Here is an 18,927-nt window from a genome sequence, read left to right as displayed (position 1 = left end):
TAAAAATCCTCGACTTCGTGAATAGCTTATGGTGTCAAGTTATAACTTGGCTTATAAAAAATCAATGTAGATTTCTATAATATCCTAGCCAGTAAATGTCTATATCTTAAAGCTTATGCTTTAGTCCCATCTGGCTTCAAAATTTCAGAAATAGCTGCTTTCAGTATCTCGATTTTTCCAGAGGTAACACTCAGAATTACGGTGTGTTCTCGGATTTCATCAATAGTTCCTAAAATCCCCATAGCAGTAACCTTGTCGCCTTTTGCAAGTTCATTTTTGCGTTTTTCCATAGATTTTCTGCGTTTTTGTTCTGGGCGCCATAAAATGAAGTAAAAGAACAAAATTGCAATGCCAAGCATTACAGCGGGTTGAGCAAAAGTACTTTTTACTTGAGAGCCGTCTTCATCTGCTAAGAGAGATGATGAGCTCAAAAGAAATAAAAAACACGTGAATAAACGAGAGAACATTAAACCACCTTTACTTCGGTTATTTCAAGGAAAGGTTAACACAACAGGAAGCGTGCATTCAATGCTTTTCCTAGAGGTCGCCTTCTCTTTCTAACAAAATGATATTTTCTAAATGCGGAGAATGAGGAAATTGATCTAAAGGCTGTACTTTTTTAATGCGGTAACCTGCAGAAATTAAGCTACAACACTCCACAAACTGTATTTTTGGGTTGCATGAGATATAAATAATTTTTTTTGGGGAGATTCTTATTAAGTATTTCAGCACCTTGTTTTGTATGCCACAGCGTGGGGGATCAATGATAGCGACGTCACAAGAAGGATGATCTTGATGCCGTTTACAGAAAGTTTTTACATCTTCTAGATGTACTTCAATGAGACGTTCTTTTTTATTTATTAAGATATTTTCTTTTGCGGAATCTATAGCTTCAGGAACGATTTCTACTCCTATAACTTTTTTTACATATTTAGAAAGCATAATACCTATAGTTCCCGCACCGCAATAGAGGTCTAAAAGTGTTTCGGATCCTTGTGGATCTATAAACTCTTTGGTAATTTCTATGATTTTTGCTGCCTGGAGAGTTTGTGGTTGAAAGAAGCTTCTAGGGCGCACATGAAATACAGCGGAATTTCCATCTTTAGGTAAGCTTAATTTTTGTTTAATAAATGCTTCTCCGTAAAGTAGGTTAGAGCGGAAGTAGGTAGGAACGTTTTTCGCACTCACGCGTTCTTCCCATACAATAGAAACAATGGGAAGATCAGAATGTATAAGCATATTTTTCCATTCTTCAATAATCTTTTTATCGACGGCATATTCTTCTCTTGCAGATGTTGTGAGAATGACCATGAGCGTTTGTTCAGGGCTGCCAATGCGTACAGTTAAGGTACAAAGAGAGCCTTTATTGAAGGGGGGATAGTAAGCTGTAATCTCAGGATGATTTTCCCACCATGTGCGTGTGAGCTCTAGAATATCCATTGCATGTTCGTGAATCATAAGACATTCTGTAATGGGAATGCCTTGTTTCGGTTTTGTAGGAGTAATGAATCCTAGGCTTTTCTTTCCCTCTTTAGTTTGGAAAAAAGAAAATTCCATTTTATTTCTTCCCCGCAAAAGAGGATGGCATGGAATTACAGGTAGAATATCTGAGGCAGGGAAAATAGGAGCAAAGAGCTCATGTAAGATACGTTCTTTAGCTTTTAAAGAATCGGAGTAGGCAGAGTGAGGTGAGGAACACCCGCCGCAAATGCCTAGGTGTTTACAATTGGTGACTGTAAGCATGGTCTATTTGTAAAGGCTCTAATTTTCGAATCGAATTTTATGTGAAAAATTCACGTGCCTGCGGGATAGAATTACTATGCGTCCACTCAGCAGTTAAAAATTACTGCAGGATTTTATCATAACGAAGTGTTTCTAGGGATAATCTTTTAGGATTAAGAGAAAAGGAAAATGAGGGCAAGTTATAAAATATAATTACCCTCTAAAAACCAAGACAAGGAAAAAACTATTTTCTTAGGGAGCGAGATTTAGAGTTTTTTTTAGCTTTTACTTTAGCTGGAGTCTTTTTTGTAGGGGCTTTAGCTTTAGGGGTAGCTTTAGCTTTTGCTTTTGGCTTAGCTTTTGCCTTAGGCTTAGATGCTGATTTTTTAGTGACAGCAGCCTTTTTCGCTTTTGTTGCAGGCTTGCGAGTCATCAAGCCAGACTTTTCAGCTTTGATTGATTCTTTTCTATATACTTTAGCAACTTTTTCTAGCTTGATAGAGTCCGTACGTACTCGTTGAGCTGCTGCTTTATTTCCTCTTTCGGCCTTGTCTAAGTCACGTTGGATACTTTCCAACAGATCTCTCATTTTTTTTGCCGTATCTTTTAGCGCCATGAAAAGCGTCCTCTAGTTGTTGTTTTAAACTATTTTTACTTGTTTTAATTTGTAATTAGTTTGTTTGTTCAAATTCATGCAACAATTTTTTTAGAGAAAAGAAAAACAGAGAATCACTACTAGTTTTTAATTTTTCATACTTCTTTGTTTGTCAGTATGTTAGTTGGCATAGGCTTAATATCTTTTTTTTTAAAGAAGAGCTTGTACATTTTCATGTGCGAGTTTTCTTTTTTTGTTTTGTAGGTAGTTTAGAGGTTCTGTAGCTATTTAATTTATAAAAGACCCCAAACAGAACATTCTTTTTTAGTAATAGAGTCTTCTACTATACTTTTGGTTCACCTATAGTTTGTTTTTTTTTGAACTATTGTGATTTTTTCTAATTCCTGCCAGTACTATGGTAGAGAGATATCTATCATGAAAGTATATCACCATCTGTTACTACGCATTTTCCAGTTTTTTTTAATTTTGAGTGTGGGGAGTGTTTGGGCTGCTCCAACTCAGCAATTGTCTTTTGGTCATTACTGTGCAGATGTGTATACAGCATTGAAGTCTGGAAGTGTTTGTGATGAAATTTTTTCGGCATTTGTAGAGCGTATTATTTTTGAAAAAACAGCGTTGTCTCCTAGAGATTGGGAAACTATAGCGTCGTTAACGCGTCAGTATATACAGATCAGAATCAAACAAGAAGATAGATCTACCAGTAAAGATATTATCAGAAAGTTATTGTCCGTAGTGACAATGCCTTCTCACATTAGGTCTGAAATACGTCTTGCTTGGCAGAAATTAAATCCTGATGGAGTTTCTTTAAGGGATTTGATAACGCAATTTCATAGTATAGAGAGGGGAAGAGACACATTAGAAGACAATCTCTTACTCGAACTTTATAGTATGACTTTACATAGTAGTTATGAGGATCGCAAGCAAGAGATTCTTGTAATGCAAGAACGAGGAAATTACGACGAAGCTTTAGCATTATGTGAGAAGCTTTCTCAAGCTATTGCAACGGGAACCTGTAGTCCTCATCCCGATGTTATTGATATAGAAAAAAATTTCTTAAAAAAGATTGTTTTAGGATTGAAAATTAAGAAATCACGAGAAGTTGGAGATTCTTGTGAATCTTTACTATTGCCTTATTGTCAATCTGAAAAAGACTATGCTCAATCTATTGACAACTTAGTATTGAGAATATCGCGAGGCGAAGTACAACGTGCTCACGAGGTTGATGTGTTCCTCCTTGCGCATGCCTTGTATACTCTTCCTTGGAATCAGAAAAAAGGCATTCGTGAGTTAGAGGTTCTGATAGATCAAGGAAATTATTTACAATCGACATTACTTTATTATGGTTACTTTTCATTATTAGAGATCTATCATCAGGAGAAGAACCTATCTGCCATGCGACGCTTACTGCTTGCTGGAGAATCTGTATTTGTCCCTGAACATAAGTATTTCCCAGAATATAGTTTTTTCTTAGGTTGCTATAGTTATGAGAAACAAGATTTCACGAAATCTCGAGAGATTTTTGTGTCAATTTTAGATCATGCTTCTAGATTAGGAGTAACATTATCTCGGGTGTATGAGTATCTAGGATGTATTTCTTGTTATGAACAAAAGTATAGTGATGCTGAAGATTTCTTTCTTCTAGCTTATAAAAGTTGGAGTCGTAAAGAGGCCGGTTTAGGATTATTTCTTTCCTACGCTCTTCAGAAAAAGATAGATTTGTGCGAAGAGTTGAATTCTAAATCTCATGTCTCATTTCTACATCGTAAAATTTTAAAATCTATAGACGCGTTATTTCTAAAGAAAGATCCTAGTTTTGTGTCTCCTGTTGTGAAGTTATGTGAATCATTAGGTAGTAGTGAAGTAGCTCTTGAGGACCTCTATCACTATTTTATCTATGATATGATCAATCGTTATAGGAGGCGTAATGCTAGTCCTATACTTGCCCTTATTGATCACCAAATAGATATAACGGAACAACTGTATCTACAAAAAACTTTAGAGCAATCACAGAATCCTGAATATAGTCGGGTGTTAACTTTATGGTTAGCTTTTCGGCGTGGAGAATTATTTAAAGAGGCAACTTATACAACACGGTTATCTTTCTCGTCCTCATTCGAGGATATCGCAAAATGTTGTTTTTCTGCCCTATATTATCGTGATCCTCAAGCTAGTTCTGCTCTCACAAATATCTTTTCACAAGCGCGTTCCGCATTGCAGTCAACGGTTAGGTTAGTTTGGGCGTTAACACGGATTCAGTCTAATCAAGAGCTTTTGGACCTTTATTGTTATCGTCTTGATCTGCGTTTATATGGAGATCGCTTATATCTTCTTGCCTATGATATAGACGACTATCTTTCAGGGAAAGAGAACGCGTTATTACACTTATCGTGCTTTCAAGAACTGTTCCCCCATTCCTCATTATTATCTTTGGTATACTATTTCCAAGGTCATGCAGAAACGGAAATGATAAGAAAAATCGGCTGGTTTATAAAAGCTTTGGATGAATTTTCAGAGATCACTTTATGTGGAGAAAATGCGAAGGCTTGGGTATACGTATACTATACTTTGAAATTAGACCTTGCTGATGCTTATCTTTCCTTGGGGGATGCTGCTCGCGCCGTTAAGGTTTTTGAAGAAGTAAAAGGGGATTGGGAAACGCCTAATCATCCTCAGGTAGTCCTTATTGAAGAAATTAATAATCGTGTAGCCATGGAAATGCGTTGGGTATCAGGACTAGCATGTGCTTATGAAAAGCTTAATGAAAAAGATAAGCTAACCCAGCATCTCCTAGATCATGTTGAAAAAAGATTACTCGAAATGTCTTCAAGACGAGAATATTTCAGAGAGATGATCACCACCACACTTTCTCTTTGTGAGCGTTTCCTGCCCTTAGATAGCAGCAACAGTTTGATAGGCTGAGGCTACACATCTGTTTAATCCTGGACCCGAGAAGTTCTGCCCGACAATTTTTAGATTATGAGGAATTACGGGGAGTATCTGATTTTTCATTTCTAAAAACCCTACGCCGTGTTGAGGTAGACCTTCTTCTGGGGAAAATAATGAAAATACATCGGGTTTTGTAGAAATCCCTAAATACTCAGAAATCGCTGCTAAGGAAAAAGCGAAAGCTTCTTCTTGATGCCAACGGTTTTCTAATAGTAATGATAGAACTGTTTTCCCAGGCATCTGGTCAGGGAAGACTCGCGAATTATAGACAATACCTAATAAGGGTGGTTCGTCAGAGAATAGCATACCATAACCTTTAGGGATGGAAGGCATATCCCTATTCCATCCCAGTGTTGCACACGAGAGATCCCAATGAAGTGTTTTATTCGCAAGCTGTTGCATTCCTGGAATATGAATAAGAGAAGGAAGTAGAGACGTGGCCCCTGTATATATTGCTAGATCTCCTGAGAATGTTTCTTGTGTAGTTGATACTATAACCTTTGATGGGGAACACTCTATCTTTGTAACAGGAGAAGAAAGCTTCCAGGTTACGGGTAGTTTTTTTACTAAAGTATCAATGAGGATTCCTAGATTGGGACGTAGCGAAGCCAGATAAGGGGCTCCATTTGTTGTTTTCTTCGAAGGTTCTTTTAAGTAGCTGCGTAAAATTGATCCTGTTTTTGCTTCGCGTTGAGAAAGGGAAGGGAAGGCCATATGAGCAGAAAGTAGATTACTATGTCCTGCGCGAATTGCGGTAACAACAGGATTTAATACATTGTGAATAAGATTTATTGTGCTATGGCGACTTAGGAAATCATATACAGAGCTATCTTTTGTATATCGGGAGGCAAAGAGGTCTTTGATGATAGCGAAAGGCAAACCTTCTTTTATTAATGTCCATGGGGAGACTTTTCGTGTTTTCCCTTTGTAACGTATAAAACGTTTTTTCGCAGTTTTATCACTAACAATGAGAGCCTCTTCCAGTTTTAAATCACGAATTAATCCAAGGGTATACTGTCCCTCACCACTTACTAGAAAACCTTTAGGTCCGAGATCCAAGGAAAAATTCTTTTGGTAATCTGAGTGGATAAGCCCGCCAGGTCGATCTGCCTTATCTATAATTACAAGTTCGCTATTGGGGAATTTCCTATGTAACCACCACGCTGTGGATAATCCTGAAATTCCTGCGCCTATGACGATGGCTTTTTTCATATGGATCTTGAAAACCTAGGATTTGAAGAAACAGTTTTTAAGAAATATGCATCAAACGCTGTAGCGATTACACGTACAAACAGCTCTCCTAATGGTGTTACGGTAAGAAAAGATGAACTATTTTGAATTAATCCTGTAGTCACCATGCTATTTATCCGTTCTTGACTTTCGGAAAAATACTCATCAAAACAATAACCGAAAAGCTTGGTGAATTCTTCTTTTGATACCACAAAAGTACACATAAGCTTATGAATTACCCATTTTCTTATTTTATCATCTTCTGAAAGAATTTTACTTTTAATTGTAGCTAGAGAGCCTGAAAGAATTTTCTTATGGTAAGATTCTAGAGTTTTGGCATTTTGTAAATATATACCACGGATAAAGCTTGTTGATGTCATTCCCAACCCTATAAGATCTTCTTCAGGAGGTAAAGAGTAGCCTTGAAAATTCCGAATCAAAGTTTTGTTTTTAAAAGCTATGCTTAATGGGTCTTCAGGTAGAGAAAAATGATCTAATCCAATAGCTTGGTAACCTGCTTGTGTTAACGTATATCGAGCATAAGAATATATGGCGAATTTTTCCTCCATAGAGGGCATAGCACTTTCTTTCATAGCTTTTTGATGAGGTTTTATCCATGGAACAGAAGCAAATGAAAATAACGCTAAGCGGTCAGGGCGCATATGCAAAATATCAGCAATCGTTTGAGTAAATGTTAACTTAGTTTGTTTTGGAAGACCGTAAATTAGATCTATATTTATGCTTTCAAAACCTAACTCGCGGAATTTTTCATAAGCATAAAGTGACTCTTCATGACTTTGACGACGCCGTACAGCTTCTTGAACAGCAGCTTGGGTATCTTGGACTCCTAAACTCACACGATTAAATCCTAGAGACTGGATAAATTCTGCTTTTTTATCATCGTTCCTTAAAGAACGCGGATCAAATTCAATAGCAATTTCTTCGGCTTCGGAAAGATCAAATAAACGATGGATATGGAAAAAAAGTGTTTCAAATAGTTTTCTGGATAACCTGCTTGGAGTTCCTCCTCCGAAATGGATCCGTGAAGTTTTCCGTCTTCCTCCTAAGAGCGTATGAACATACTCCATTTCCTTGACGAGCGTAGCAATATAGTTTTCTACAATGTCTTCGCGACGGTTGATTACTACAGAACATCCACAATACAGACACATAGACTGGCAAAAGGGAATATGAAAGTACAGGGATAAAGGGCTATTATCTTTTTGAAGATACTTAAAAGCAAGGTAGGCAGGATCCGTATCAGATTCTTCCCATTCAAGAGCTGTTGGGTAGCTTGTGTATCTTGGTGCAGGTTGGTGAAGACCTTCTAAGAAGTTGAAATTGACGTTAAACATAATACCGCAGCTTGCACGTTTTCTAAAGGAGTTTCAGGAAGAATACCATGCCCTGAATTGAAAATGTAATTAGGTTGATGTTTTAAAACAGAGAGGTACTTTTCAAGGTGGTTTAGAAACTGATCTTGAGGAAGTAGGAATAGTGCGGGATCAATATTTCCTTGTAAAGATCCTGGATCTGTAACTGATGTATAGATCTTACTAAGATTTACATGGTAGTCAGGATGTAGAGTGTCCGCTCCCGTAGAATAGAGATCTATAAAGTTTTCATCAAAACAGCGACAAAATAAACTTATAGGAGAGGAAACGTAGTTTTTTAACTGGGTGATGAGTTGGGTATTTGGTAGTGTTACATAACGAGAAAATAAGGCTGAGGGTAAACGTAGGCTAGAAGACTCAAATAGCTGAATAGCTGAAGCTCCTGCTCGGATTTGTTCTTTAAGATAGATGACAGTACCTTCCGCTAATTGCTTAAGCAGCGCGTCGAACCTCTTGGGGTGCTGATACAAGAAAGCCATGGTCCTTGGAAAATCTTTAGAAACTCCGCCATCTAAAAGGTAACACGCCATTGTAAAGGGAGATGCTGCAAACGCAATGAGAGGAACTGATAAATGTTTGACGAGATTCTTGATAGCTTCAAGAAGGTATGAAAACGTATCTTGAGGATCTTTTGTAAAAATGAGTTCTTCTTCAGGGGAAAAAGAGATTTGCGGTCCTGGAGCAAAATCATAAGAGATATTGAAGCCATCTAATAGCGAAAGAATATCAGCAAAGAGAATAGCAGCATCTACTTTTAGTAAGCTTGGCCCTAAAAGGGTTGCTTCTGTAATAGCATCTGTATTGTGAAAAAAAGCTTTCAATGTTTGAGAACCTTTGAGTTCTCTATATTGAGGCATGTATCTGCCTACTTGCCGTAAAAACCATACAGGTGGACGTGAGGCTTTGGGTTTTATCACGTCGTAAAATTTCGACATTGAGCCTCCTTAACGAGGGGTTTTTAGAGGAAATGCTTTCTTTATAGATTCTAATACTTCGGATACCAGTAGTTCTGGGGTGGGGGATAAAGAATAGGGTAATGTTTTTTTTATTTGCTCGGTTTTTCCATGACATTGTTGAATATACAAAGCATTCCCCGTGCCTTTAATGCTAGAAATGTTGTGTTGTAGAGCAAATAGACGTACGTGAGCTAATGCAAATAACCATAAAACCTCTTCGGGTAGAGGCCCGAAGCGATCGCGCATCTCTTCTTTTATAAAATCTAACTGTTCGGCATCTTCAGCGCCACCTATTTTCTGATAGAATTCTATACGCAGAGACGCCAAATCTATATAAGTATCAGGTATGCGGGATTTATAAGGAAACTCTATTTTTACATCGTCGTTGAATAATAAAGGAGAAGAGTTGTTCTTTAAAGCAGCGACCGTTTTTTTCAATAACTTACAGTAAAGGTTGAATCCAATAGCACTGATATGCCCTGATTGATCGGTTCCTAAAATATTTCCCGCACCACGAATTTCTAAATCATGGAGAGCAATTTTCATTCCGCCTCCATATTCTTGTTTATTCAAAGCTTGTAAACGTTTTGCAGCAGGGCCAGATAATCTATCTAAATGGGAAACTAAAAAATAACAGTAGGCTTTTCTATTCCATCTTCCTACACGACCTTTCATCTGATACAGATCGGCCATGCCAAATTTATCTGCTTGGTCGACTAAAATAGTATTAGCATTAGGAATATCGATACCATTTTCTATAAGTGCTGTTGCTACAAGGATATTAGTTTCTTTATCCTTAAATTTTTGAAAAATAGAAGCTAACTCATCTGAAGACATTTGGCCATGAGCAACAGCAATACGTGCTTCTGGCACTAAGGTCCGTATTGTATTCCCTAATCTAAAAATGCTCTCAATACGATTATGAATTACGTACGCTTGACCACCTCGCAATAATTCGTGCCGTAGGGCTGCAGATACAGTTTCTTCATTGTGTTCTAAAACAAAAGTAGAGACAGGCAGTCTATCTAATGGAGGCATGGTAATCAAAGAGAGGTCTCTGGCTCCCGATAAAGACATGTATAATGTTCTCGGAATAGGTGTAGCTGATACTGTGAGACAGTCTATCGTAGGGTAACGCTCCTTGAGAAAATCTTTAACTTTAACACCAAAACGTTGTTCCTCATCAATAATCAATAAACCAGGATTTTTGAATTCTAAGTTTTTATTTATTAGTTTATGTGTGCCGATTAAAATATCAATATTGCCTTGAGCCGTATCCTCAAAGATTTTTTTTAGTGCTTTCCCTTCAGAAAAGCGTGAAAGAACAGCAATATTTATTGGTAACCCTGCCATACGTTGGGTGAAGGTTTCATAATGTTGATTTGCTAGAATGGTTGTGGGGACCATAACAATAACCTGTCGCTGACCATCACAAACAGCTTTCACAGCGGCTCGCATAATGACTTCCGTCTTTCCGAATCCTGCATCACCGCAAATTAAACGGTCCATTAGCTTATCGGACATCATATCGGAATAAATTTGTTCAATAGCTTTCAATTGATCTGGAGTTTCCTCATAAGGAAAGCTATCTTCGAATTTAATCACCTCTTCTCCGTGGGGAGGATAAATAAATGAAGGAGTCGTAGAGCGCTGTGCTTCGAGCTGAAGGAGTTTCTCAGCATATAATACAAGAGACTTTTCAGAGAGATCTCGAGATCGTTTCCATTTAGAGCCATTTAGATTATGAAGGTCAGGAGTTTTGTCAGAAATTCCTACGTAACGTGAAATCAGATAGGCTTGGTCTGAAGGCACATATAGCCGTGCTTTGTCGGCATATTCAAGAACTAGATAGTCAGTTTCAATATTTAAATGGTTTGGTTTCTTTTCCATTCCGATAAATTTGCCAATACCATTGTGTAAATGAACAACTGTCTCTCCAGGAATAGGTACGAATACTTCTTCAGTAGTTACAGAAAAATAATTTCTCTGTTTTTGTCTTCGCAATACTTTTGTAGAAGCAAATTCCGATAGGGAAATAGCAGCAAATCTTTCGTTTACAAGAGCAAAGCTAGAAGAGAGATTTCCAGATTTTTCATAGATTTGTATAGAGTTCTGGCCTAGAGTTTCTATTAGGGCACGAGCTTCTTTTAAAGATTTTGCTTTTGTATTGTAGAAGGCTACATTAAAAGGTTGTCCTTTGTTAGGAATATATTCTTGAAGCTTTTGTAGAAAACCCAGAAGGGGATTTTCTTGTTCATCGATAATTTCGTTAGGATAGATAAAAGGAGCAACAAGTCGGGAAGCTTGAACATCGCAGTGGAAGACTTCAATATTTACTTTGTTATTTTTAATTGTACGAACATTAGGAAAGTTTTTCTCTTCAAAGAAAATCGTCTGAGATTGAAAGGCGCGTCGACATAAATCTTGGATAGGTAGAAAACGGTTAGGTAGCGAAGATAAAGTCCCTGAAATATCAGAGAAATCATCTTCTAACATTGTTAAATTATCGAAGAGAAATGCTGGGGGTGTATCAAAATAATCTAATAGGCAGTGTGATAAAACTTCTGTTCCCGAATCTTTTGTTGCAGGGGATATAGACAGCTTGGAAACTTTCCCTGTTGAGAGTTGATCAGAAGGATTAAAAGGACGTATTGAGATGATCTTTTCTCCCCAAAATTCTATCCGGAAAGGTTCTTGAGAAGATAGAGGAAAGATGTCGATAATCCCTCCTCTATAAGCAAACTCCCCCTTATCGCTAGCAAGAGTTTCATGGCGATAACCTAAATTTTTACATAGATCGATCATGATATCAGGATCAAGAACATCCCCAACTTGGATATCTAAATGTTGGTGAGCTGTATCTTTTGGTGATCGGGTTTTCTCCAGTAAAGCTTTTAGTGTTGTCACACAAAATATAGGAGCTTTCTTCTCATATAAATCGTAAAGAATCTTATCACGTTTCCCAACAGCATCGATATTAACAAGCTTTGGAGATAAGTCAATTTCTGATGAAGGAAACTCCACAGGAGGGAACCCTAAAAACGAAGCAAGATCTTCAAAAAGATCGTCAATACGAGAGCGCGTGGTGATCATTACCACAGACTCTTTCCTCTCGTAGAAAAACTTAGCAGATAAGAAACTACGAGCTCCAGGAAGGATATTTTCTATTAGTAATGGAACCGAGGTGTTAGTTATTTCAGATAGAATAGATAGGTTTAAATTAACTGGGTCGAAATCCATTGGCATAAAGTGTTATTTAATATGTCTGCTTGTGGGAGACTATCAGCACTACCTTGTGCGAATATATCTTTCCCTCCCCAACGACCACTACAAGGTGTGAGTAATATTTTTAAAAGATCTTTAGCTTGTAATCCTTGTTTAACCAGATCGTCAGAAATTCTTGAAAATATGATATACTTCCCGTTTCTCTGAGTAGTCCATAAAGAAACTAGACGTGCTGGTATTTTTTGATGTAAGCAGTTGGCGTACTGTTGTAAGCGATGACTTTCCGATTCAGGCAAATGATGAATGAAATAAGAAACATCTTTAATTTGCTGACAACGGTCAATAACTTTATCCAATAAAGAATAGATAAGCTTGTTCTCTAAATCAGAAATGAGTTTAGTTTGTTCTTTTTTCTCATCTAAAATGTTTTGTAATTTATTCAGAATTTGATCTCGAGGAGATTGTAAAATAAGCGCAATTTCATTGAGATCTTGATTGTCTTGACGTGCTAAAACTTCAGCTTCTTTTCCTGTTACAGCCTCTATACGACGGATCCCTGTTGCTACAGCATGCTCTTTAAGGATGCGGAAATAACCAAGGTCTCCTGTAAACTCTGCATGAGTACCTCCACAGAGCTCATGAGAAAACCCTGCTGAGACTACGCGAACAACATCGCTATACTTGTCACCAAAAAATTGCTTAATTTCTTTAGAATTCATTACATCAGAGTAAGAAGCTTCTCGGGTCTCCACTCGATGATTTTCGCGGATTTTCTCATTAACTAAAAGCTCAATAGAAGCTAAGTCTTCAGGGGCGATAGCTTTTGGATGTGTAAAATCTAAACGAATCTTTGTATCATCAACAAAAGATCCTGCTTGGCGGATATGATCTCCAAGAGTCATTTCTAAAGCTTTATGTAAAAGATGACAGCCTGTGTGATTGTTGCTGATATTTTTTCTACGTAGACAATGTACTTGTGCGGTTACAGCTTGTGTTGGATAAAGTTGTCCTTGAGAGATTTCACCATGATGAATAACAATCCCTGCTTTCGGAGAGGTCGTGTGACTAACTACAAATGTTCCATCAGAACAGAATATCTCTCCAGAATCACCAACCTGACCTCCTTTTTCTGCATAGAAGGGGGTTTCTTTTAAGATTAAAATACCTTTTTCTTTTTCCTTAAGACAGGGAACTTGTTCACCATTCCTGATAATTGCTTCAATAAATGTATCGCATGAAAGGTCATTATAACCAATAAATGCGGAATTCTCTCCTAAAGAAAGCGAATCGTATACTGTATCTGTAGCATTATGAGATTTAGCTATATTTTTTCTGGAACGCTCTTTAGCTTCTTTCTCTAATTGATAAAAGGTATCTAGATCTACAGAGAAATCATAATCTTTAGCTAACAAGGCGATTTCATCCAGAGGTAATCCATACGTATCTTTTAATTTGAAAGCATCCTCTCCAGAGATGATGGATGAGGAAGAAGAAGATTTAAGGACCTGTTGAAGTAAATTCCCACCACGATGAAGTGATTTGAAATAGTTCTCCTCTTCTATGGTCATGACTTCTTGAATTTGGGACGCGGATAGACGTAATTCAGGATACGCTTCCCCCATAGCATCAACCAAAGCAGGGACGATTTCTGCTAGGAATGGTTTAGTAAACCCAAGACGTTTTCCATAGTTTACAGAACGTCGCAAAATTTTTCTTAACACGTATCCGCGTTCTGTATTTCCAGGGATCAAGCCGTCAGCTATAGCAAAAGATAAGGAACGCACGTGGTCAGCGATTACTCTAAAAGCAGCTCCTAGAGCTTCATCTGCATGGTACTTTTTCCCAGACAATTCTTCTGTTTTTGAAATCAGCAAACGTAATACATCAGCTTCGAAAACAGTGTCTGTTCCAGAGATAATAGAAACCAAACGCTCTAGACCTGCGCCAGTATCCACGTGTTTACTAGGTAGGGCTAGTAAGGAACCTTCTGCTGAGCGATTGAACTCCATAAATACAAGATTCCAGTATTCTAAAAAGCGCTCGCCTTCATTGTCTTCTAGAGGAGAGGCTGCTTTGCCAAATTTCTCACCACGATCGAAAAGAAGCTCAGAACAATATCCACAAGGGCCTGTTTCAGCCATGCTCCAGAAATTGTCTTTATCAGTTAGACGGAAAATACGTTCGGAAGGCAAATGTTGTTCCCACAGAGCAAAGGCTTCATCATCTTTTTCATGTACTGTTGCGTAGATAAGATCCGGATCGAAATTGAAAACAGATAAAGAAACCTCCCAAGCAAAAGCAATAGCCTCCTCTTTAAAGTAATCTCCAAAGGAAAAGTTTCCTAGCATTTCGAAGAAAGTAAGGTGTCGAGATGTGTGTCCAACGTTATCGAGGTCATTATGCTTGCCTCCAGCGCGGATACATTTTTGAGAAGTTGTAGCTCGTGAATAGCTCACGGTTTCTTTGTTTAAAAAAATATCCTTGAATTGATTCATTCCTGCGTTGGTAAAGAGAATGGAGGGGTCGTTATGAGGAAAGACAGGTGAGGAAGAAACAATGGTATGGTGCCGGTTAGCGTAAAATTTTAAAAAATTAGATCGGAGAGTGTTACTTAACATAAGGAATGACTTTGCAATGTCAAAAACGTTGAACTTCCTGTGATTATATGGGAGAGATGTATTTTAGTCTCTAATCCTGTCCTAAGAAAGAATCTTTTTGTCCTTAATTCATAAAAAATGTTCTATACACCTGTGAGAGCCTAAGTAAGAAATCGTCATAAAGACATTGAGGGATCTTATATTGCGAGTAGTCTTGCTTTTTGGTAATGCATGCCCTATAATTTCGGTATTTATATTCTTGTGAAGTGCTTTTAGGTCTGATAAATGGTGAACAGAGAAGTAGATATAGATATCTTGGAAAAGGTCTCAGGAACTCTTAAACAATTGAGTATAGAGATCATTCAAAAAGCTGGTTCTGGTCATCCGGGATTGCCTTTAGGTTGTGCGGAACTTGCCGCTTACCTATACAGTTCTGTTTTAAGACACAACCCAAAAGATCCTTTATGGATTGATAGAGATCGTTTTGTCTTGTCTGCAGGGCATGGTTCAGCTTTGTTATACGCCTGTCTTCATCTTGCTGGGTATGATGTCTCTTTAGAGGATCTTCAGCAATTTCGTCAGCTGCATTCCCGGACTCCCGGTCATCCAGAATTTGGAGAGACGGAGGGTGTTGAAGCAACTACAGGGCCTTTAGGTCAAGGATTAGGTAATGCTGTAGGTATGGCTTTATCTATGAAGATGCTTGGAATCCGCTTTAATCGTCCTGAGCATGAAATTTTTAATGGTAAAGTATACTGCCTGGCTGGTGATGGGTGTATGATGGAAGGCGTTAGCCATGAAGTCTGCAGCTTTGCAGGGACTTTAGGTTTAGACAATCTTGTAGTGATTTATGACTATAACAATATTGTCTTAGATGGTTTTTTAGGAGAAGTTAGTTCAGAAGATGTAAAAAAACGTTTTGAGTCCTACGGTTGGGAAGTTTATGAAGTTGATGGGTACGACTTCTTAGGCATTCATGAAACGTTTGTGAAAGTTAAGCAATCTCAGCAACGTCCTGTATTAATAATAGCACATACAGTCATTGGGCATGGCTCTCCTAAAGAAGGCAGCCATAAGGCGCATGGATCTCCTTTAGGAGAAGCTGGTGTAGAACAGACAAAACGTTTCTGGCATCTGCCTGAAGAGAAGTTTTTCATTTCTCCTGTAGTAAAGTCTTTCTTTTCTAATAAGTTGCATGAAGATCGCAAAGTTCAAGAAGAGTGGCAAGACAATTTTCGTGTTTGGTCTCGTCTATTCCCTGACTTGTATCAAGAGTTTCTTTCATTAAAATCACCCCTCTCCTCAGAGCAACTAGAGGTAATACTCGAAGGTGTAGCAATGCCAGAGAACATAGCTGGACGCGCGGCATCTAACAAGATTATTCAAGATTTAGCTAAGAATATCCCTTCTCTTATTGGAGGATCAGCAGACCTATCGAGTTCTGATGGGACCTGGATAACCGATGCTAAAGATATTAATAGCCATGATTTCTCGGGTAGAAATATTAAGTATGGTGTTCGAGAATTTGGTATGGGAGCTATTATGAATGGCCTCGCTTACTCACAAGTGTTTCGGCCTTTTGGAGGAACATTCTTAGTATTTTCTGATTATCTAAGGAATGCTATTCGCTTGGCTGCTTTAGCAAAATTACCAGTGATTTATCAATTTACCCACGACTCTATTTTTGTTGGTGAGGATGGTCCTACCCATCAGCCTATAGAACAAATTATGTCGTTACGAGCAATTCCAGGTTTACAAGTTATCCGTCCTGGGGATGCTAATGAAGTTAAGGGAGCTTGGCATGCCGCATTGCGTTATGCCGGCCCCACAGCATTGATACTTTCTCGGCAAAATTTGCCTACGCTATCGCAAACAAACAGACCCTTTAAAGAAGGTTTAGGCCGAGGAGCCTACATTGTTTTAAAAGAGACTCAAGGGAAACCAGATTATACTTTATTTGCTACGGGATCGGAGTTACATTTAGCTTTAGCTGTAGCACAAGAGCTGATCCATTTGGATAAAAAAGTTCGTGTAATTTCTTTCCCTTGTTGGGAGTTATTCGAACAGCAAGATTTTGAATACCGAGAAAGTGTGATCGGTGGCGATTTAGGTTTAAGAGTATCTATAGAGGCAGGATCTGCATTGGGTTGGTATAAATATATCGGTTCGAATGGCTTAGCTATTGCTATGGATAGGTTTGGTTATTCCGGAGCTCCCGCCGATGTAGCGGAAGCTTGTGGATTTACTGCAGATTGCATTTTGCAGAGAATTCTTTCTCAATAATCGCTATCTGAAATGCCAGAATCTTTAGGCATGGTATCATCCGCCTCTCCAAGTTCCATATGAGGCAAGCCTTTATTGGCTTTTATAGGGCGGTTTTGCAATACTGTGTCTAATCTTGAAATGACATCAATCCCTGTAGTGATGTGATCTTGTGTATATGTCTTCAACACATGATTCCCACTTTCCTTAGTTTTTATCCCCTCCCTTCTCAGGGGTAAGTCGGAAATAATCAATAAACCTCCTATGGGAAGGTTTCTTCTATAACCTGCAGAAAATAGGGTTGCACACTCCATTTCTATAGTTTGCGCTTTATTTTCATAGAGTTTCTTTCGGAACTCTTTATTGAACTCCCAAAAACGGATATTTGTGGTGTGAGTAATTCCAATATGGTAGCTTGATTTTTTCTCTTCTAATATTTCTGTGATAGTTTTTTGCACTATGAAATTTGCTAAAGCAGGGACTTCGGGAGGGAAATAGACATCAGAGGTTCCTTCTCCTCGAATACTTGCTATGGGGACAAAGTAATCCCCAACCTGATAGTGCGAGCGTAAACCGCCACACATGCCAAGCATAACTGCAGCTTTTAAGTTAGGGAGAAAAGAACATAAATCTACAGTTAAAGCTGCTCCAGGGGATCCTAATTTAAAATCCAAAATGGACGCGTTGACTTGGGGAGCGTGTGCTGCAGAAAACATAGATCCTTTTGAAATAGGTACCTGATAAGCTTCTGCAAATACGTGGGTATAGTGAGCAAAGTTCGTTAAAAGTAGGTAGGAACAAAATTCTTCAATAGACGATCCAGAATATCGCTCTAGTGTATCCTGGGCTATTTTGGCTTCATTAGTTTTCGTTTCTTTGTGCTTAAACATGCTTTTGCTCCCTAGTTTAACTAGATGTTGTCGATGTCAAATAATAACTTTCTTTATACTGCATGTAGGAAAATTGCACGTTTAAACTAAAATCAATAGATATTAATCGCTATATTTATTCTGTCTTATATAAGACATTCTTCTGGACAAAGGAGAAAATCCTAGATAACATAAATAAGAGAATTTTAAGGATAAAAGGCCACATGGTTCGTGTAAGCACTAGTGAATTTCGTGTAGGATTAAGAATAGAAATAGATGGTCAACCCTATTTGATTTTGCAAAATGACTTTGTAAAACCAGGAAAAGGCCAAGCCTTTAATAGGATCAAGGTGAAAAATTTTCTTACAGGAAGAGTCATTGAAAGGACGTTTAAATCTGGAGAATCGGTAGAAACTGCAGATGTGCGAGAACAACAGATGCGTTTCCTGTATTCAGATCAAGAAGGTGCTACCTTCATGGATGATGAAACATTCGAGCAAGAAGTCATCTTCTGGGACAAAATAGAAAATATCCGTCAGTGGTTATTAGAAGATACTATCTATACATTGGTTTTATACAACGGTAATGTTATTGCTGTAGAACCTCCAATTTTTATGGAACTTACTATTGCTGAAACGGCACCAGGTGTGCGTGGAGATACAGCTTCGGGAAGAGTATTAAAACCTGCAGTAACAAATACTGGAGCAAAAATTATGGTCCCCATTTTCATAGAAGAAGGTGAAGTTGTTAAAATAGACACACGTACAGGAAGTTATGAATCTCGTGTTTCCAAGTAGCTTCTGATTATAAGAAGTTCTATTGTGTAAAAAGTACGATTTTCTTAGATTCCGTGGTATGGGAACAAAAAAAATAAAAGAGCTATCTGCGGAAGCAGAGTTGCTGAAAAAACTACGGGATCAAGCTTTAGTTCTCGAAGAACAAAAGAAGAGGCAAGTTTGGATTGAAAAGCTTATAGCTATGCCTGAATCCACCCGTGATCTTTCTCACTGCGAAATACCCAATACTCCGGAGGTATTTCGTGCCATTGCAGAAAAAATTTGTGAAGAAGGTGTGTAGCTATTCTACACAGTTTCTTGTATTTTTAATTTT

Annotated in this window: 13 protein-coding genes; 4 read left to right on the top strand and 9 right to left on the bottom strand. The window is 38.0% G+C overall.

Annotated elements, in window-relative coordinates; all coding sequences use genetic code 11:
- Positions 1 to 113 precede the first annotated feature (113 nt).
- The 3 genes from yajC to hctA form a co-directional block, all read right to left on the bottom strand.
- Complete coding sequence (gene yajC / locus E1N70_RS01295; protein ID WP_131743778.1) at positions 114 to 467, bottom strand: preprotein translocase subunit YajC; 354 nt, start codon at positions 465 to 467, stop codon at positions 114 to 116.
- Between the two features lie 70 nt (positions 468 to 537).
- On the bottom strand, positions 538 to 1,743 hold the full coding sequence (gene rlmD / locus E1N70_RS01290; RefSeq protein WP_131743777.1) for a 23S rRNA (uracil(1939)-C(5))-methyltransferase RlmD: 1,206 nt from the start codon (positions 1,741 to 1,743) through the stop codon (positions 538 to 540).
- 223 nt (positions 1,744 to 1,966) lie between these two features.
- Positions 1,967 to 2,338: a histone H1-like protein HctA gene (gene hctA / locus E1N70_RS01285; RefSeq protein WP_131743776.1), complete on the bottom strand. Its 372-nt coding sequence runs from the start codon at positions 2,336 to 2,338 to the stop codon at positions 1,967 to 1,969.
- A 414-nt stretch (positions 2,339 to 2,752) separates the two neighbouring features.
- Between hctA and E1N70_RS01280 the strand changes: the two genes are divergently transcribed.
- Complete coding sequence (locus tag E1N70_RS01280; RefSeq protein ID WP_131743775.1) at positions 2,753 to 5,257, top strand: DNA-binding protein; 2,505 nt, start codon at positions 2,753 to 2,755, stop codon at positions 5,255 to 5,257.
- On the opposite strand, the gene E1N70_RS01275 is transcribed toward E1N70_RS01280, so the two are convergent.
- From E1N70_RS01275 to alaS, 5 genes are read right to left on the bottom strand one after another with little or no spacing between them, the layout of a single operon-like run.
- Complete coding sequence (locus tag E1N70_RS01275) at positions 5,228 to 6,496, bottom strand: protoporphyrinogen oxidase (protein WP_131743774.1); 1,269 nt, start codon at positions 6,494 to 6,496, stop codon at positions 5,228 to 5,230. The two genes, E1N70_RS01280 and E1N70_RS01275, sit on opposite strands and share 30 nt — an antisense overlap.
- Entirely contained in the window at positions 6,493 to 7,869 is a 1,377-nt protein-coding gene (hemN, locus tag E1N70_RS01270) for an oxygen-independent coproporphyrinogen III oxidase (RefSeq protein WP_131743773.1), read from the bottom strand. Before hemN ends, E1N70_RS01275 begins: the two co-directional genes overlap by 4 nt.
- Positions 7,842 to 8,843: a uroporphyrinogen decarboxylase gene (hemE, locus tag E1N70_RS01265; protein ID WP_131743772.1), complete on the bottom strand. Its 1,002-nt coding sequence runs from the start codon at positions 8,841 to 8,843 to the stop codon at positions 7,842 to 7,844. The genes hemN and hemE overlap by 28 nt, the downstream gene beginning before the upstream one ends.
- Before the next feature lie 9 nt (positions 8,844 to 8,852).
- Complete coding sequence (gene mfd, locus E1N70_RS01260; protein WP_131743771.1) at positions 8,853 to 12,110, bottom strand: transcription-repair coupling factor; 3,258 nt, start codon at positions 12,108 to 12,110, stop codon at positions 8,853 to 8,855.
- On the bottom strand, positions 12,080 to 14,707 hold the full coding sequence (gene alaS / locus E1N70_RS01255; protein WP_131743770.1) for an alanine--tRNA ligase: 2,628 nt from the start codon (positions 14,705 to 14,707) through the stop codon (positions 12,080 to 12,082). The genes mfd and alaS overlap by 31 nt, the downstream gene beginning before the upstream one ends.
- A 264-nt stretch (positions 14,708 to 14,971) precedes the next feature.
- Between alaS and tkt the strand changes: the two genes are divergently transcribed.
- Positions 14,972 to 16,969, top strand: coding sequence for a transketolase (gene tkt / locus E1N70_RS01250; RefSeq protein WP_131743769.1), 1,998 nt, complete (start codon positions 14,972 to 14,974; stop codon positions 16,967 to 16,969).
- Here tkt and E1N70_RS01245 read toward each other — a convergent pair.
- A complete protein-coding gene (locus tag E1N70_RS01245; RefSeq protein ID WP_131743768.1) occupies positions 16,963 to 17,838 on the bottom strand; it encodes an AMP nucleosidase in 876 nt (291 codons plus the stop codon). The genes tkt and E1N70_RS01245 overlap by 7 nt on opposite strands.
- A 203-nt stretch (positions 17,839 to 18,041) precedes the next feature.
- On the opposite strand from E1N70_RS01245, the gene efp reads away from it, so the two are divergent.
- Positions 18,042 to 18,614: an elongation factor P gene (gene efp / locus E1N70_RS01240; protein WP_131743767.1), complete on the top strand. Its 573-nt coding sequence runs from the start codon at positions 18,042 to 18,044 to the stop codon at positions 18,612 to 18,614.
- A 58-nt stretch (positions 18,615 to 18,672) separates the two neighbouring features.
- Positions 18,673 to 18,894 carry a hypothetical protein gene (locus E1N70_RS01235; RefSeq protein ID WP_131743766.1) on the top strand — a complete coding sequence of 74 codons (222 nt, stop codon included), beginning with the start codon at positions 18,673 to 18,675 and terminating at the stop codon, positions 18,892 to 18,894.
- Positions 18,895 to 18,927: the final 33 nt, after the last annotated feature.

Source organism: Chlamydia buteonis, from assembly GCF_900634605.1.
Lineage (GTDB): Bacteria > Chlamydiota > Chlamydiia > Chlamydiales > Chlamydiaceae > Chlamydia > Chlamydia buteonis.
This window is presented reverse-complemented; position numbering and strand designations above follow the sequence as displayed.

Coding starts and splice junctions, on each gene's coding strand:
- E1N70_RS01235 (WP_131743766.1), top strand. CDS start 18,673: ATGGGAACAAAAAAAATAAAAGAGCTATCTGCGGAAGCAGAGTTGCTG.
- yajC (WP_131743778.1), bottom strand. CDS start 467: ATGTTCTCTCGTTTATTCACGTGTTTTTTATTTCTTTTGAGCTCATCA.
- alaS (WP_131743770.1), bottom strand. CDS start 14,707: ATGTTAAGTAACACTCTCCGATCTAATTTTTTAAAATTTTACGCTAAC.
- tkt (WP_131743769.1), top strand. CDS start 14,972: ATGGTGAACAGAGAAGTAGATATAGATATCTTGGAAAAGGTCTCAGGA.
- hctA (WP_131743776.1), bottom strand. CDS start 2,338: ATGGCGCTAAAAGATACGGCAAAAAAAATGAGAGATCTGTTGGAAAGT.
- E1N70_RS01275 (WP_131743774.1), bottom strand. CDS start 6,496: ATGAAAAAAGCCATCGTCATAGGCGCAGGAATTTCAGGATTATCCACA.
- E1N70_RS01245 (WP_131743768.1), bottom strand. CDS start 17,838: ATGTTTAAGCACAAAGAAACGAAAACTAATGAAGCCAAAATAGCCCAG.
- efp (WP_131743767.1), top strand. CDS start 18,042: ATGGTTCGTGTAAGCACTAGTGAATTTCGTGTAGGATTAAGAATAGAA.
- hemE (WP_131743772.1), bottom strand. CDS start 8,843: ATGTCGAAATTTTACGACGTGATAAAACCCAAAGCCTCACGTCCACCT.
- hemN (WP_131743773.1), bottom strand. CDS start 7,869: ATGTTTAACGTCAATTTCAACTTCTTAGAAGGTCTTCACCAACCTGCA.
- mfd (WP_131743771.1), bottom strand. CDS start 12,110: ATGCCAATGGATTTCGACCCAGTTAATTTAAACCTATCTATTCTATCT.
- rlmD (WP_131743777.1), bottom strand. CDS start 1,743: ATGCTTACAGTCACCAATTGTAAACACCTAGGCATTTGCGGCGGGTGT.
- E1N70_RS01280 (WP_131743775.1), top strand. CDS start 2,753: ATGAAAGTATATCACCATCTGTTACTACGCATTTTCCAGTTTTTTTTA.